The organism is Streptomyces sp. AM6-12 (assembly GCF_044327085.1).
GTDB lineage: Bacteria > Actinomycetota > Actinomycetes > Streptomycetales > Streptomycetaceae > Streptomyces.
In genome coordinates this window covers 506,794-521,375 of sequence record NZ_JBIQWN010000002.1, presented here as the reverse complement: position 1 = coordinate 521,375, position 14,582 = coordinate 506,794, and the positions used below count along the sequence as shown (strand labels likewise).

The window sequence follows — 14,582 nt, the reverse complement described above, 5'->3', positions numbered from 1 at the left end:
GGCATGGCGCTGCGCGACACGTCGCCCCCCGAGACCGCGGGCCCCGGACCGGCCGCGGCCACCGCGCTGGACCCCGCCGAGCGCGACCGGCTGCTCGGCGGCCGGCACCACGATCCGCACGCCCTGCTGGGCGCTCACCCGGTGCCGGGCGGCACCCTGTTCCGGGCGCTGCGCCCGAACGCGCGGGCGGTGAGCGTCCTGGTCGACGGGATGGCCAACCCGCTCGTCTCCGGGGGCGGCGGGCTGTTCTCGGCCGTACTGCCCTACCCGCAGATCCCGCCGTACACGCTGCTGGTGACGTACGACGAGGACGAGCGGGAGGTGCACGACCCCTACCGTTTCCTGCCCGCCCTGGGCGAGCTGGACCTGCATCTGATCCGCGAGGGCCGGCACGAGCAGCTGTGGCAGGCGCTCGGCGCCGAGCCGATGACCCATGAGGGCGTGGCCGGCACCCGGTTCACCGTGTGGGCGCCCAACGCCCAAGGGGTGCGGGTGGCCGGGGACTTCACGTTCTGGGACGGCACGCAGTACCCGATGCGCTCGCTCGGCGCGTCCGGGGTGTGGGAGCTGTTCCTGCCCGGTGTCGGCGAGGGCGACCGCTACAAGTTCGAGATCACCTCCCGCTACGGCCACCGGTTCCTCAAGGCGGACCCGATGGCCCGGCGCACCGAGGTCCCGCCGGACACCGCCTCGATCGTGACGGTCTCGCGCTACGCGTGGGGCGACGAACAGTGGATGGCGCACCGCGGCGACACCCCGGTGCACCAGGCGCCGTTCTCGGTGTACGAGGTGCATCTGCCGTCCTGGCGGCCTGGATTGACCTACCGTCAGCTGGCGGAAGAACTGCCCGCGTACGTCAGGGAGATGGGCTTCACGCACGTGGAGCTGATGCCGGTGGCCGGCCATCCGTTCAGCGGCTCCTGGGGTTACCAGGTCACCTCGTACTACGCGCCCACGCCCCGGCTCGGCTCGCCGGACGACTTCCGGTACCTGGTGGACGCGCTGCACCGGGCGGGCATCGGCGTGATCATGGACTGGGTGCCGGCGCACTTCCCCAAGGACGACTGGGCGCTGGCCCGGTTCGACGGGGACCCGCTGTACGAACCCGGCAACGCGGCGCGGGCCGAGCACCCCGACTGGGGGACGTACGAGTTCGACTACGGCCGCACCGAGGTGCGCAACTTCCTCGTGGCCAACGCCGTCTACTGGTGCGAGGAGTTCCACATCGACGGGCTGCGGGTGGACGCCGTCGCCTCCATGCTCTACCTCGACTACTCGCGGGACTCCGGGCAGTGGGAGCCCAATGTGTTCGGCGGGCGCGAGGACCTGGACGCGGTGGCGTTCCTCCAGGAGATGAACGCCACCGTCTACCGGCGCTGTCCGGGTGTGGTGACCATCGCCGAGGAGTCCACCGCCTGGGACGGGGTGACCCGGCCGACCGACGGCGGCGGGCTCGGGTTCGGGCTGAAGTGGAACATGGGCTGGATGCACGACTCGCTCCAGTACATCCAGAAGGAGCCGGTGCACCGCAAGTACCACCACAACGAGATGACCTTCTCGATGGTGTACGCCTACAGCGAGAACTACGTGCTGCCCATCTCGCACGACGAGGTGGTGCACGGCAAGCGGGCGCTGGTGTCGAAGATGCCGGGCGACTGGTGGCAGCGGCGCGCCAACCACCGCGCCTACCTCGGCTTCATGTGGGCCCATCCGGGCAAGCAACTGCTGTTCATGGGGCAGGAGTTCGCGCAGGGCGCCGAGTGGACGGAACAGCAGGGGCCCGAGTGGTGGCTGCTGGCCGACGACTACCACTCCGCCGGCGACCACCGGGGCGTGCAGGCGTTGGTGCGGCACCTGAACGCGCTGTACCGGGCGGCACCGGCGCTGTGGCAGCGGGACACCGATCCGGGCGGCTTCCGCTGGGTGCTGTGCGACGCGGCGGAGGACAACGTCTTCGCGTTCCTGCGCTTCGCGGCCGACGGCACCCCGCTGCTCGTGGTGTCGAACTTCTCCCCCGTCGTCCGGGAGGACTACCGGCTGGCGGTCCCCGAGGAGGTGCCGGCCTGGCGGGAGCTGCTCAACACCGACGACGTCGGCTACGGGGGCAGCGGGGTGCCCGTCGGCGCGCCGGGGGCGCTGCAGCCGGCCGACGGGTGCCTGCGGCTCACGCTGCCGCCGCTGGCCACGGTGTTCCTGGGGCCGCTGCGCTGAAACCGCAGGTGTCGGCGCCCCCGACAGGGGCAGTCGGGGTTCATACACAACCCTGGCTGCCCCTGGTCACAGGGCGGAAAGGCGGCACCGAGTGCGCACGGTCGGAGTGGAGGAGGAGCTTCTTCTGGTCGACCCGGACAGCGGGGACCCGAAGGCGCTGGCGGCGCCCGTGCTCGCACGGGCCGACCGCGACGATCCCGGACAGGACGTGTTCGAGAAGGAACTGTTCGGGCAGATGCTGGAGTTCGCCACGCATCCGCAGTCGGACATGGCGGACCTCGGCGACGAGATCGTGCGCTGCCGCAAGGAGGCGGCCCGGCACGCCGAGCAGATCGGCTGCACGGTCGCCGCGCTCGCCAGCTCACCGCTGCCGGTGAGCCCCTCCCTCACCATGAACGACCGCTACCAGTGGCTGGCCGAGCGGTACGGCGTCGCCACCCGCGAGCAGCTGGTGTGCGGCTGCCATGTGCATGTGTCGGTGGAGTCCGACGAGGAGGGCGTGGCGGTCCTGGACCGGCTGCGGCCCTGGCTGCCGGTGCTCACCGCGATCAGCGCCAACTCCCCCTTCTGGCAAGGCCATGACAGTAGTTACGCGAGCTACCGCAGCCGGGTGTGGTCGCGCTGGCCGTCGGCCGGGCCGACCGAGCTGTTCGGCTCGCCCGAGCGGTACCACCGGCGGGTGGCGGACATGGTGGCCACCGGGGTGATCCTGGACGAGGCGATGGTGTACTTCGACGCGCGGCTGTCCGCCCGCTATCCGACGGTCGAGGTGCGGGTCTCGGACGTATGCCTGCACGCGGACACCGCGCTGCTCGTCGCGACCCTCGCCCGTGGCCTGGTGGAGACGGCCGCGCGGGACTGGCGCGCGGGCCGCCCGGCGCCGGACCACAGCGTGAGCCTGCTCAAGCTCGCCTCCTGGCAGGCGGCGCGCGAGGGGATCGACGGGGAGCTGCTCGACCCCTCGACCATGCGGCCGCGGCCCGCCGCGCGGGTGCTGCGCTCGCTGCTCGACCTGGTCGGGGACGCGCTCGACGGCAGCGGGGACGCGCACCGCGCCGAACAGGGCGTCGAGGAACTGCTCCGGCACGGCAACGGCGCGCGTGTGCAGCGCCGGCTGGTGGAGCGCGGCGGCACCCTGCGGGACGTCGTCACGGAGTGCGTGCGGCAGACGCAGGGGTGAGCGGGCGGCGGCGCGGCCGCGGTCAGTGGATCAGGACCAGGGCGTAGACCAGGAAGAACGCGGCGAACAGCACCACGAGGGCCAGGATCAGCGCCAGCGGCGCCTTGGCCCAGCCGCGCCGGGTCGCGCCCCGCTCACGGACCGCGGCCTGGGGCATGCTGCTCTCCGCGGGCGGGGTCTCTCCGGGCGGCACCGAGCCACCGGGTTCGAGTCCGGTGGTGTGTTCGGGATCCGGATCGGGGTTCACATGGCTCATGTCGGGATTCATGCCCCCCGAGTCCCCAGCGGGCGGCCACCTCACCAGTCGATAGCGCCTGCGCTCCGCACCGGCCGACAGGGCGGTGTGCCGCGCGGCGCGTCCGAGGGTCTACGGTGTCCTGCGGAGCCGTGCGCGCCGCGCAACGGGCTGCTCGCAGCCGGTGAGGCCGTCCCGTGAGGAGGGGAGACGGACGGATATCCGGCCCGGCTGTGGGAACCCGCAGCGCAGCGAGAGAGATCAGCGACGACGACCGTCCTGGCCGCACGGGGCAGCACAGGCCCCTCGCGGCCGAGGCCGGGGGATGCGGAGATGGCGACGGAGCCGCGTGGGGACGAGACACCGCCTTCGGAGGAGACGTACGAGCGTGAGTTCTCCTTCGCGGGCGAGCTGCGCAACGTCACGGAGGCGCGGCTGGCCGCGGAGGACTTCCTGGGCGGACTCGCCCGGGTCGCGCCGCCGGGCGAGCACGAATACTGGGACGACATCCTGCTGGTGGTGACCGAACTCGCCGCCAATGTCATCCAGTACGCGCCCGGTCCCTTCGACCTGCGGATGCGGCGCACCTTCGACGGGGTGCACGTGACGATGCACGACACCAGCACCACCAAGCCGGAGCCGCGGCCCTTCCATCCGCGTACGGGCGGCGGCGGCATCGGCTGGCATCTGGTGCACACGCTGTGCACCCAGGTCAGTGTGGTGGTGCACGACGACGGCAAGGACATCCATGTCTTCCTGCCCTGGTGAGGGCGGCGAAGTGTAACCCGGCGCCGTCCGGTTGCTCCACCGCGTGCCGCACCCGACTGGCGCAGCGGCGTGGGGCGCGGTGGTATCGGAGTTGGTGCGCAGCGCTTCGGGGCACGCGAACGGCGTCGAGCCGGACCGCCGTCCGGAACCGCAGAAAGGGATGGACACCGTGACACGACCCAGGATCCTGGTGGTCGGCGCAGGCTTCGCCGGAGTCGAGTGCGTCCGCCGTCTGGAGCGGAAACTCGCCCCCGACGAGGCCGACGTCACCCTGGTGACGCCCGTCTCCTACCAGCTCTATCTGCCGCTGCTGCCCCAGGTCGCCTCCGGTGTGCTCACACCGCAGTCGATCGCGCTTTCCTTGCGCCGCAGCAGGCGGTACCGCACCCGCATCCTGCCGGGCGGCGCGATCGGCGTGGACCTGAAGGCCAAGGTCTGCGTGGTGCGCACCATCACCGACAAGATCGTCAACGAGCCGTACGACTACATCGTGCTGGCGCCGGGCAGCGTGACCCGCACCTTCGACATCCCGGGCCTGACCGAGCACGCCTTCGGCATGAAGACGCTCGCCGAGGCGGCGTACATCCGCGACCACGTCATCTCCCAGCTGGATCTCGCCGACGCGAGCGACGATCCGGCCGAACGGGCGGCGCGGCTCCAGTTCGTGGTGGTCGGCGGCGGGTACGCCGGCACCGAGACCGCCGCCTGTCTCCAACGGCTCACGCACGCCGCCGTACGGCGCTATCCGCGCCTGGACCCCGGTCTGATCCGCTGGCATCTGATCGACATCGCGCCCAAGCTCATGCCCGAGCTGGGCGACAAGCTCGGCCGCAGTGCGCAGGACATCCTGCGGCGGCGCGGCATCGACGTGTCCCTCGGGGTCTCGATCGACAAGGCCGGCGCGGAGGAGGTCACCTTCACCGACGGCCGGGTGGTGCCGACGCACACCCTGATCTGGACCGCGGGGGTGGTGGCCAGTCCGCTGATCGCCACGCTGGGCGCGGAGACGGCCCGCGGCCGGCTCGTCGTCGATCCCGAGCTGACCGTGCCGGGGCAGGACGGGGTGTTCGCGCTCGGCGACTCGGCCGCCGTGCCCGATCTCGCCAAGGGCCAGGAGGGCGCGGTGTGCCCGCCGACCGCGCAGCACGCCTCCCGCCAGGGCAAGCGGGTCGCCGAGAACGTCATCGCGACCCTGCGCGGCGAGCCGCTCCAGCCGTACCGCCACAAGGACTTGGGCTTGGTCGTGGACCTGGGCGGCAAGGACGCGGTGTCCAAGCCGCTCGGCGTCGAGCTGCGCGGGATGCCGGCGCAGGCGGTAGCCCGCGGCTACCACTGGTCGGCGCTGCGCACCGGCGTGGCCAAGGCGCGGGTGATGACCAACTGGACGCTGAACGCGCTGGCCGGCGACGATTTCGTGCGCACCGGCTTCCAGGCCCGCAAGCCCGCCCGGCTGAAGGACTTCGAGTTCACGGACTCGTATCTGACGCCGGAACAGGTCCGGGCGCGGGCCGAGGGCGGCGTCGGCGGCTCCTGAGGTGACGCGGATCTCCCCTGGCCGCGGCGCCGGCCAGGGCGGGTATCCGGCCGCACGTGCGATGCTGGAGCAAAGATCGATTTCTGGCACGGGTCACGGACGGGAGAGCGCGGCGGCGTGAGGGCAGCGGGACGGTCGGGGCGGGTACGGATCTGGGACCGGGTCGCGGCATGGGACCCCGGCCTGCTCCGGCTGACCGCGGGACTGCGCACGGTCGCCTCGATCGCCCTGACCCTCGCCGTGCTCGCCGCGCTGGGCGCCCCGGTGCCGATGCTGGTCGCCGGGGCCATCGCGGCGATGGTCGCGACGTTCGCGATCCGGGAGAAGCAACCCCGGCGGCAGGCCGTCACCCTCGCGATCGGCCTGCCGGTGGCCCTCGTCTCGGTCACCCTGGGCACGCTGCTGAGCCGGTACGTCGTCGCGGGCGACCTGTTCTTCGTCGCGCTCATGTTCAGCGCCGTCTACAGCCGCCGGTTCGGCGACCGCGGGCACGCGCTCGGGCTGATCGGCTTCCAGACGTACTTCCTCTCCCTGTTCGTGCACGCCACCCCGGATCTGCTGCCGACGCTGTACGGCGTGGTCGCGGTCGCGTTCGGCTGCGCCGCCCTGGTCCGGTTCGCGCTGCTGCCGCAGACACCGGCGGGCACGCTGGACCGGCTGCGGCGGGCGTTCCGGGCCCGGCTGGCCCAGCTGATCGACACCCAGATCGAGCTGCTGGACGCGGGCCCCGAGGACGTGGAGAAGGTCCTGGAGGAGCTGCGCACCGGGACCGCGCGGCTGCACGAGACGGCGCTGCTGATCCAGGGCCGGCTGGAGGACGGCACCTCGGACGAGGCGGTGGCCCGGCTGCTCCAGCGCCGGATCGCGGACGCCGAGATCGCCGCGGAACGGCTCGGTCTGCTGCTGCTCACGGCCCGCAGCGCCGAGCGCACCGACACCCTCACCCTGCATCTGCCGGGCGCCCCGCTGCCCTCGGGCGGCGAGCTGCCGGTGCGGGACGAGGCCAGGGCCGAACTGCGCCGGGACCTCAAGGCACTGCGGCTGCTGGCGCTGCGCCCGGCCGGCGAGGCCGCGGGCACCGCGCTCGCGCAGGTGCGCAACCGACTGCTCGGCTATCGCGAGGAGGAGAACCTGCCCCAGGCCGCGCCGGCCGTGCAGGACGTCTTCCGGGGGCTCGGCGAGACGGCACGGGCCGCGCTGGGCCTGCGGCTCGCGCTCGACGGGCCGCAGGACGAGTCCGACGACTCCCCCGCCACCACCCGCTCGCGCGAGGAGCTGGACGCGGAGGACACCGCGATCGAGATCAGCGAGGAGACCGAGCCCGAGGAGACGGAGCCGGGCGGGCTGCGCCGGCCCACCACGCGGGCCGCGGTGCAGATCGCCGTCGGCTCCTCGCTCGCCATCGTCGGCGGCGAGCTGCTGTCCAGCCAGCGCTGGTACTGGGCGGTGCTGACCTGCTGGATCGTGTTCATCAACACCGCGTCCACCGGGGAGATCCTGGTCAAGGGCTACCGGCGGCTGGTCGGCACGGTGCTCGGTGTGATCGCCGGTATCGGGCTCGCCGGGCTGGTCGGGCACCACACCTGGACGGCGTTCGCGCTGGTGCTGCTGCTGGTGTTCGCGATGTTCTACACCGCGCCGCTGTCGTACACGCTGATGTCGTTCTTCGTGACGGCCGCGCTGGGACTGCTGTACACGCTGCTCAACACCTACACCGCGGCCGTGCTGGTGCTGCGGATCGAGGAGACGGCGCTGGGGGCGGCCTGCGGGGTGATCGCGGCCGCGGTGGTGCTGCCGATCCACACGGACCGCCGTACGGACGAGTTGCTCGTCACCGTCCTCGACCGGCTCGCGGAGGTCACGCGGGGCGCGGTCGACCAGCTCAGCGGCGGGGTGGGCGGCGATCTGGTGGAGCGGGCACGGGAGCTGGACCAAGCGCTGGCCGATCTGCGCGCCGGCATCCAGCCGCTGACGCATCCGATCACCCCGATGCGGGCCCGCCGCAATACGGCCCGCTATGTGGTGGCGCTGCTGGAGACCTGCGCCTACCACGGGCGGTCCCTCGCGGCGACGGCGGAGCTGCTGCCCACGCATCCCTCGATCGCGGCCGATCCCCGGCTGCGCGGGGCGGGCGCGCGGATCGTGCGGAACATCGAGACGATCGCCGCGCATGTCGCGGACCCGCGCTCGGCCGGGGAGATCGAGACCGGCTCCAGCATCGCCTCGATGCTGGAGCCGGGAACCCTGCGCACCCCGCGCTACGGCCGGGTCACCGACCGGGTGCTGCGGCATCTGCAACGCCTCGACGAGGCGGTCTCCGGTCTGGCCCGCCCGCTGGGACTGCGACCGGAGGCGGCCCCGGCGAAGAAGCGGTGACGGGCCGCCCGGCGGGCGTCGGCGCGGCGACCGGTCACACGGCCCGGCCCGGCGACCACGCGGCGGCGGTCACGCGGCCCCGCCGGGGCGGCGGCCCACCGCCTCCTCGCGGACGCGGGCGCAGCTGCGGCTGATCAGCCGGGAGACGTGCATCTGGGAGATGCCCAGCTTGTCCGCGATGCGGCTTTGTGTCATGTCCTCGAAGAAGCGCATGTAGAGGATGGCCCGTTCACGCTCGGGCAGCCTGCGCAGGCCCTCCTTGGCGGCCTCGCGGTCGACCACGACGTCGTACGACGTGTCGGCGGCGCCGAGGGTGTCGGCGAGGCTGTAGCCGTCGTCGCCGCCGGCCAGTTCGGCGTCCAGCGACAGCGTGCTGAAGCTCTCCAGGGCTTCGAGGCCGGACGCGACCTCGTCCTCGGTGAGCCCGGTGTGAGCGGCGATGGCGGCGACGGTGGGTTCGGGGCTGCCGGGGCTCTGGGTCAGCTCACGGCGGGCCACACGCACCCGGTTGCGCAGTTCCTGCACCCGCCGTGGCACCCGGAGCGCCCACATCCGGTCCCGGAAGTGGCGCTTGACCTCGCCGGTGATGGTCGGCACGGCGTAGCTCTCGAACGCGCCGCGCGAGGGGTCGTACCGGTCGACGGCCTTCACCAGGCCCAGCGCCGCCACCTGGCGCAGATCCTCCACGGACTCGCCCCGGTCGCGGAAGCGGCCGGCGATGCGGTGGGCCATGGGGAGCCATGCCTCGACCAGTTCATCACGGAGGGCGTCCCGCTCGGGACCCTCGTCCAGGGCCGCGAGCCGGGCGAACAGTTCCGCGGTGTCCGGGGCGTCGTCATGGCTCCGGCGCGAAGTCAGGGTGGCGGGGTCGGACGTGCCGGGACGGCCTGTCGACATGTCGGTCAGCATGCGGAATCGCTCCTGAACGTGGTGTCTGGGCGCGGGCCGGAAGTGAGATTCCGGTTCTGGCCCGAACGGTGCTTGTCAGGTTCGCCGCGGGTGTGCAGGGCCCACCGGAGGGGGCCCCGGCGGTAAGTCCACCCGCTGGCGTGCGCCTCCGGTCCGAAGCACGAGATTCCGTCTGCCCGCCGCCCCCTCGGGCAAACACCCTTCCCGGAAGGAATCGGCAAACAAAGTGGGACGCACAGGTCAGGGGGCCACAGGAGCGGTAAGTGAGAGTGCCGGCCGACACCGGCCCCGGGACGAAGGGCCCCGGCCGAGCGCCGAGATCTGTGTGGGTGGGGCGGGGGCGTCGGCCGTTCGGCGGGGGCGGTGGGGGCGGCGGCAGGCGCCGGTTCCCGGCAGCGCTCTCCGCGTCAGCCCGGTCGGCGAGACCACCGCCTCGGCTCGGACCGACGGGGATCTCCTCGCCGGCTCAGGCCTCCCGGATCTCCGCGTCCGCTCACGCCGGCGGGGCCTCCGCGTCAGCCGCATCGGCGGGGCCTCCACGCCAGTTCACGCCGACGGGACCTCCACGCCAGCTCAGGCGGCCCGGATCTCCGCGTCCGCTCACGCCGACAGGGCCTCTGCGTCAGCCACATCCGAGGGGCTCCCGCGTCAGCTCACGCCAGCGGGACCTCCACACCAGCTCGCGCCGACCGATCTCCGCGCCAGCTGACGTCAGCGGGATCTCCGCGTCAGCTCACATCGGCGGGGCCTCCGCGCCAGTGCACGCCAGCGGGGCCTCCGCGTCAGCTCGCGCCGACGGCATCTACGCGTCGGCGGCTCACGCCAGCGGGACCACCGCGGTGATGCGTTTGCCGCCGCAAGGCAGTTCGCAGACGTGTACGTCACGGGCGAGGTGGCAGACGATCGGCCAGCCCCGGCCGTGGCGCTGGGTGCGGTCGGGCGCGGCGGCCGGGGCGACCGGGAGTTCGGTGCTGCGGTCGCTCACCGAGACGCGGACACCGGCGGAGTCGACGTCCACGTCGAAGCCGGTGATGCCGCCGCCGTGGACGATGGCGTTGGTGGCGAGTTCGGAGGTGACCAGGAGGGCGTCGTCCATGGCCCCCGGTCCGAGCCTCTGGTGACGGGCCCGGCAGCGCTCGGCGACGACACGCCGCACGGTGCTGCGGGCGTCCGCCGGACGGCACGGCGGCCGGCGGCCGGGCTCGTCGACGGATATCGCGTGCGGGTCTGGCATCCCTTCCCTCCCTGCGACGGTGCCGGATTCGCGTTCTCCCCCTTCCGGCTGACCCCGAGCGGCGCCCTCAAACACCCTGCGTGCCCCAGTCATCACCGGGCCCGGACGGGGTACCCGCGCCCCATGAGCGATGTCGTGGACGCAGACGAACTGCTGCGCCGCATCCAGCGGGGCAGGGACCGCGCGGCCGAGGAACGCAGGCGCTGGACGGAGCGCGCACAGAGCCTCACGGCGACCGAGCCGGACCGCGCCCGTGACGCCGTGGCCACGGCGCGGGCGTACGAGGCCGTGCTGCGGGTGCTGGACGAGATCGTCCGACCGGGCGCGCATCCCGCGGACGGGGACGACGGCGTGAGACGGGTCACCTGACCGCCGCGCGATTTCCCGGACGGACCCAGAATGGTTTATCGTTCATACATACGTGATGGCGGTACGGGCCATGGAGCCCCGCCCTGTCACCCCTCAGCGGCCCTGGCTGGCTTCCCCCGTCCAGCCAGGGCTTTTTCCTGCCCGGACGACGACCGGTGCGAAGAAATCCGCTTCCTTCGAGGTGCCCTGCCCGCCGCCAGCGGCTGAAATGGGTGTACGCAACGCACCGGCCCACACGAGGCACCGCAGCACCCGAACCGCCGCCGCCGGCGAGGAGCCCGCGCCATGACCAAAGCGATAAAACTGCTGACCGCCCTGCCCCAGACGCAGCGCGAGCGCCTGATGGAGCTGGCCAAGGAGGTGTCCTTCCCGGAGGACACCCGCATCTTCGAGGCGGGCGGCACGGCCGACCGGTTCTGGGTGATCCGCTCCGGCGCGGTCCATCTGGACCAGCAGGTCACCTCGCGGCAGCGGGTGACGGTGGCCACGCTCGGGGCGGGCGACCTGCTCGGCTGGTCCTGGCTCTTCCCGCCGTACCAGTGGGACTTCGGCTCGGTGGCCTTCAGCAACGTACGCGCCTACGAGTTCGACGGGCCCTCCGTGCTCGCACTGTGCGTGGAGGACCCGCTGCTCGGGCTGTCGCTGGTGCGCTCGGTGGCGGAGATCCTCGCGCACCGTCTGGAGACCACCCGCGGCAAGCTGATGGACCAGTACGCGCTGGGCCGCCGCAGCCCGCTGTAGGCCGCGCCCGCCCGCGCCTCGTCAGATCCGGTAGCGCCGCAGCGCGGGCACCGTCGCGGCCAGCGCCAGCATCAGGACGACGACCAGCACGCCGCCGCCCGCCACGGCCGCGCGCGGCCCGAACACGGCGCCGGCGGTGCCGTGCAGCACGTCCGCGAGACGGGGGCCGCCGGCCACCACGACCGTGAACACGCCCTGCATCCGGCCGCGCATCTCGTCGGTCGCGGCGGACAGCAGGATCGCGCCGCGGAACACCATCGAGACCATGTCGGCGACGCCCGCCGCGGCGAGGAAGGCCAGCGCGATCCAGAGGTTGCCGCTCAGCCCGAACCCGGCGATGGCCACGCCCCAGGCGACGACGGCCCCGATCACCATCCAGCCGTGCCGGCGGGCGCGGGAGAAGACGCCCGAGAACAGCCCGCCGAGCACCGCGCCGACCGGGATGCCGGCGAACAGCACGCCGAGCGCGAAGCCCTCGCCCCAGGAGTGGTACGTCTGCGCCGCCAGCTGCGGGAACAGGGCGCGGGGCATGCCGAAGACCATCGCGACGATGTCGGCGAGGAAGGACAGCAGCAGCACCTTGTGCCGGGATATGTAGCGGAAGCCCTCGGCTATCTCGCGCACCCCGGCGCGGCGCGCGGGGGCGTCGCCGAGCGGGGGCAGCGCGGGCAACCGGAAGACGGCCCACACGGTGACGCACAGCGCGAGGGCGTCGACGAGGTACAGCTCGGGCAGCCCGATGACCGGGATGAGCACACCGGCGAGCAGCGGGCCCGCGACCAGGCCGGTCTGCATCACGGTGGAGCTGAGCGCGTTGGCCGCGGGCAGCTCTCCGGCCGGGACCAGCCGGGCGATGGAGGCGTTGCGGGCCGGGGAGTTGAGGCCGAAGAACGCCTGCTGGAGCGCGAGCAGCACCATCAGGACGACGACGGAGTCCAGCCCGGTCACGGCCTGCGCCCAGAACAGCAGCGAGGTGACCGCGATCCCGATGTTGGTCCACAGCAGCAGCTTGCGCCGGTCCACGGTGTCCGCGACCGCGCCGCCCCACAGCGCGAACACCACCATGGGCACGAGCCCGGCGAGGCTGGCGTAGCCGACCCAGGCGGAGGAGTGCGTGATGTCGTAGATCTGCTTGGGCACGGCGACGGCGGTCAGCTGGCTGCCGACGGAGGTGACGATGGTGGAGGACCACAGGCGCCGGTAGGCGGGGATGCGCAGCGGGCGGGTGTCCATCGCCCAGCGGCGCCAGCCGCGGTGGGGCGCGGGGGCGGCCGCGGGGGCGTCGTCGCCGGTCTCGGTACTGCTCTCGCTGGTGTTCACGGATGTCCTGGTTGCTCGTTACATCTTTTCGATTCGAGAGCCTAACTATCTCATCGCACCGGCGGCGAACGGTTTCGGTCCCGCGGTCCGCTCTCAGGCTCCGGCGAGCAGCGAGACGCCCAGCACGAGCATGGTGAGAGCGACCAGGCCGTCCAGGGCCCGCCAGGCGCCGGGCCGGGCCAGAAAGCGGCCGAGCAGGCGGGCGCCGAAGCCGAGCGCGGTGAACCAGCACAGGCTGGCGAGCGCGGCCCCGAGCCCGAACGTCCAGCGCAGCGAGCCCTGGTCGGCGGCGAGCGAGCCCAGCAGGAACACGGTGTCCAGGTAGACGTGCGGATTGAGCCAGGTCATCGCGAGGCAGGTGAGCACCGCGCGGCGCCGGGACCCGGCCGCCTCGCCCTGCGCGCTCAGCCCGGTCCCGGCGGGCCGCACGACCCGGCGGGCGGCCAGCGCGCCGTAGCAGAGCAGGAAGAGGCCGCCGACGACGCCGACCGCCCTGACCGCGCCCGGCCAGGCCACGACGATCGCGCCGACGCCGCCCACGCCGAGCGCGATGAGTGCCGCGTCGGACAGGGCGCAGATGCCGACCACGGCGAGTACGGCGTCCCGGCGCACCCCCTGGCGCAGGACGAAGGCGTTCTGGGCGCCGATGGCGACGATCAGGGACAGGCCGGTGCCGAAGCCGGCGGCCGTGGCGGTCAGGGCGGTGTGGTTCATGGACCGAAGCTAAGGAGATGTGAGCTCTCAAGTACAGCTAAAGATTCTTACGTATCATTAGCGCTTGTGATGGACCTTCCCCTGGACCAGGTGCGGACACTGCTCGCGGTGGTGGACGAGGGCACCTTCGACGCGGCGGCCGCCGCCCTGCATGTGACGCCGTCGGCGGTCAGCCAGCGGGTCAAGGCGCTCGAACAGCGCACCGGGCGGGTGCTGCTCCAGCGCACCAAGCCGGTCCGGCCCACGGAGTCGGGCGCGGTGCTGGTGCGCTACGCCCGGCAGCTCGCCCGGCTGGAGCGGGACGCGTGGGGCGAGCTGGGGCTCGGCAGCGCCGGTGAGCCCACCCGCGTGTCGGTCGCGGTGAACGCGGACTCGCTGGCGACCTGGTTCCTGCCCGCGCTGAGCCGGGTGCCGGGGCTCTGCTTCGAGCTGCACCGCGAGGACGAGGGCCATACGGCGGTGCTGCTGCGCGAGGGCCGGGTGATGGCGGCGGTGACCTCCTCGCCCGAGCCGGTGCCCGGCTGCACGGCCCGTCCCCTCGGCCGGATGCGCTATCTCCCGGTCGCGGAGCCGGAGTTCGCCCGCACCCGGGTCGCCGGGCGCCCGCTGCTCGACGTCCTCGCCGCGGCGCCCGTGGTGGTCTTCGACCGCAAGGACGACTTCCAGGACGGCTATGTCCGCCGGCTGGGCGGTGTGTCGGCCGCCGGGCTGCGCCATTACGTGCCCACCTCGGAGGGCTTCCTCGACGCCGTGGCCGCGGGCCTCGGCTGGGGCATGGTCCCGGAGGTGCAGGCCCGGCCCCTGCTGGCCGACGGCCGGCTGAGCCTGCTGGCGCCCGGCGAGTGGATGGACGTCACTCTGTACTGGCAGCAGTGGAAGCTCGACTCCCCCGCGCTGGCCGCGCTGGCCGAGGCGGTGACGGCGACGGCGGCGAAGACGCTGCGCGGCTGAGGTCCGGGGCGGCCGAAGAGTGGCCGAACTCCGTTGCGTC

General features: G+C 73.0%; 13 protein-coding genes. 8 read left to right on the top strand and 5 right to left on the bottom strand.

Going from position 1 to position 14,582, the window contains the following annotated elements:
* Nucleotides 1-3 precede the first annotated feature (3 nt).
* A complete protein-coding gene (gene glgB / locus ACE4Q9_RS30685; RefSeq protein ID WP_397987774.1) occupies nucleotides 4-2,211 on the top strand; it encodes a 1,4-alpha-glucan branching enzyme in 2,208 nt (735 codons plus the stop codon).
* A gap of 91 nt (nucleotides 2,212-2,302) precedes the next feature.
* Complete coding sequence (locus tag ACE4Q9_RS30680) at nucleotides 2,303-3,391, top strand: glutamate--cysteine ligase (protein ID WP_397987773.1); 1,089 nt, start codon at nucleotides 2,303-2,305, stop codon at nucleotides 3,389-3,391.
* Nucleotides 3,392-3,413: 22 nt separating this feature from the next.
* Here the strand turns inward: ACE4Q9_RS30680 and ACE4Q9_RS30675 are convergent, their stop codons facing one another.
* The gene (locus tag ACE4Q9_RS30675) at nucleotides 3,414-3,647 is read right to left on the bottom strand and encodes a DUF6480 family protein (RefSeq protein ID WP_397988273.1); all 234 of its coding nucleotides are present in this window, start codon (nucleotides 3,645-3,647) and stop codon (nucleotides 3,414-3,416) included.
* Between the two features lie 312 nt (nucleotides 3,648-3,959).
* Between ACE4Q9_RS30675 and ACE4Q9_RS30670 the strand changes: the two genes are divergently transcribed.
* The 3 genes from ACE4Q9_RS30670 (at nucleotide 3,960) to ACE4Q9_RS30660 (ending at nucleotide 8,304) form a co-directional block, all read left to right on the top strand.
* Nucleotides 3,960-4,394: an ATP-binding protein gene (locus ACE4Q9_RS30670; protein ID WP_397987772.1), complete on the top strand. Its 435-nt coding sequence runs from the start codon at nucleotides 3,960-3,962 to the stop codon at nucleotides 4,392-4,394.
* Between the two features lie 160 nt (nucleotides 4,395-4,554).
* Nucleotides 4,555-5,928, top strand: coding sequence for an NAD(P)/FAD-dependent oxidoreductase (locus ACE4Q9_RS30665; RefSeq protein WP_397987771.1), 1,374 nt, complete (start codon nucleotides 4,555-4,557; stop codon nucleotides 5,926-5,928).
* Between the two features lie 117 nt (nucleotides 5,929-6,045).
* Nucleotides 6,046-8,304 carry an FUSC family protein gene (locus tag ACE4Q9_RS30660; RefSeq protein WP_397987770.1) on the top strand — a complete coding sequence of 753 codons (2,259 nt, stop codon included), beginning with the start codon at nucleotides 6,046-6,048 and terminating at the stop codon, nucleotides 8,302-8,304.
* A gap of 69 nt (nucleotides 8,305-8,373) precedes the next feature.
* Here ACE4Q9_RS30660 and ACE4Q9_RS30655 read toward each other — a convergent pair whose 3' ends face one another.
* Both ACE4Q9_RS30655 and ACE4Q9_RS30650 read right to left on the bottom strand, forming a co-directional pair.
* A complete protein-coding gene (locus tag ACE4Q9_RS30655; RefSeq protein WP_397987769.1) occupies nucleotides 8,374-9,213 on the bottom strand; it encodes a SigB/SigF/SigG family RNA polymerase sigma factor in 840 nt (279 codons plus the stop codon).
* An 817-nt stretch (nucleotides 9,214-10,030) separates the two neighbouring features.
* Nucleotides 10,031-10,447 (bottom strand): ATP-binding protein, encoded by a 417-nt coding sequence (locus ACE4Q9_RS30650; RefSeq protein ID WP_397987768.1) that lies wholly within the window; start codon nucleotides 10,445-10,447, stop codon nucleotides 10,031-10,033.
* Nucleotides 10,448-10,570: 123 nt separating this feature from the next.
* Between ACE4Q9_RS30650 and ACE4Q9_RS30645 the strand changes: the two genes are divergently transcribed.
* Entirely contained in the window at nucleotides 10,571-10,816 is a 246-nt protein-coding gene (locus tag ACE4Q9_RS30645; RefSeq protein ID WP_397987767.1) for a hypothetical protein, read from the top strand.
* A 285-nt stretch (nucleotides 10,817-11,101) separates the two neighbouring features.
* Nucleotides 11,102-11,557 carry a cyclic nucleotide-binding domain-containing protein gene (locus ACE4Q9_RS30640; RefSeq protein WP_397987766.1) on the top strand — a complete coding sequence of 152 codons (456 nt, stop codon included), beginning with the start codon at nucleotides 11,102-11,104 and terminating at the stop codon, nucleotides 11,555-11,557.
* Between the two features lie 21 nt (nucleotides 11,558-11,578).
* On the opposite strand, the gene ACE4Q9_RS30635 is transcribed toward ACE4Q9_RS30640, so the two are convergent.
* Together ACE4Q9_RS30635 and ACE4Q9_RS30630 are read right to left on the bottom strand one after the other, a co-directional pair.
* The gene (locus ACE4Q9_RS30635) at nucleotides 11,579-12,877 is read right to left on the bottom strand and encodes an MFS transporter (RefSeq protein ID WP_397987765.1); all 1,299 of its coding nucleotides are present in this window, start codon (nucleotides 12,875-12,877) and stop codon (nucleotides 11,579-11,581) included.
* Between the two features lie 93 nt (nucleotides 12,878-12,970).
* Nucleotides 12,971-13,591: a LysE/ArgO family amino acid transporter gene (locus tag ACE4Q9_RS30630; RefSeq protein ID WP_397987764.1), complete on the bottom strand. Its 621-nt coding sequence runs from the start codon at nucleotides 13,589-13,591 to the stop codon at nucleotides 12,971-12,973.
* A gap of 69 nt (nucleotides 13,592-13,660) precedes the next feature.
* Here ACE4Q9_RS30630 and ACE4Q9_RS30625 point away from each other — a divergent pair, with 69 nt between their 5' ends.
* On the top strand, nucleotides 13,661-14,542 hold the full coding sequence (locus ACE4Q9_RS30625; RefSeq protein WP_397988272.1) for a LysR family transcriptional regulator ArgP: 882 nt from the start codon (nucleotides 13,661-13,663) through the stop codon (nucleotides 14,540-14,542).
* The last annotated feature ends 40 nt before the right edge of the window (nucleotides 14,543-14,582 follow it).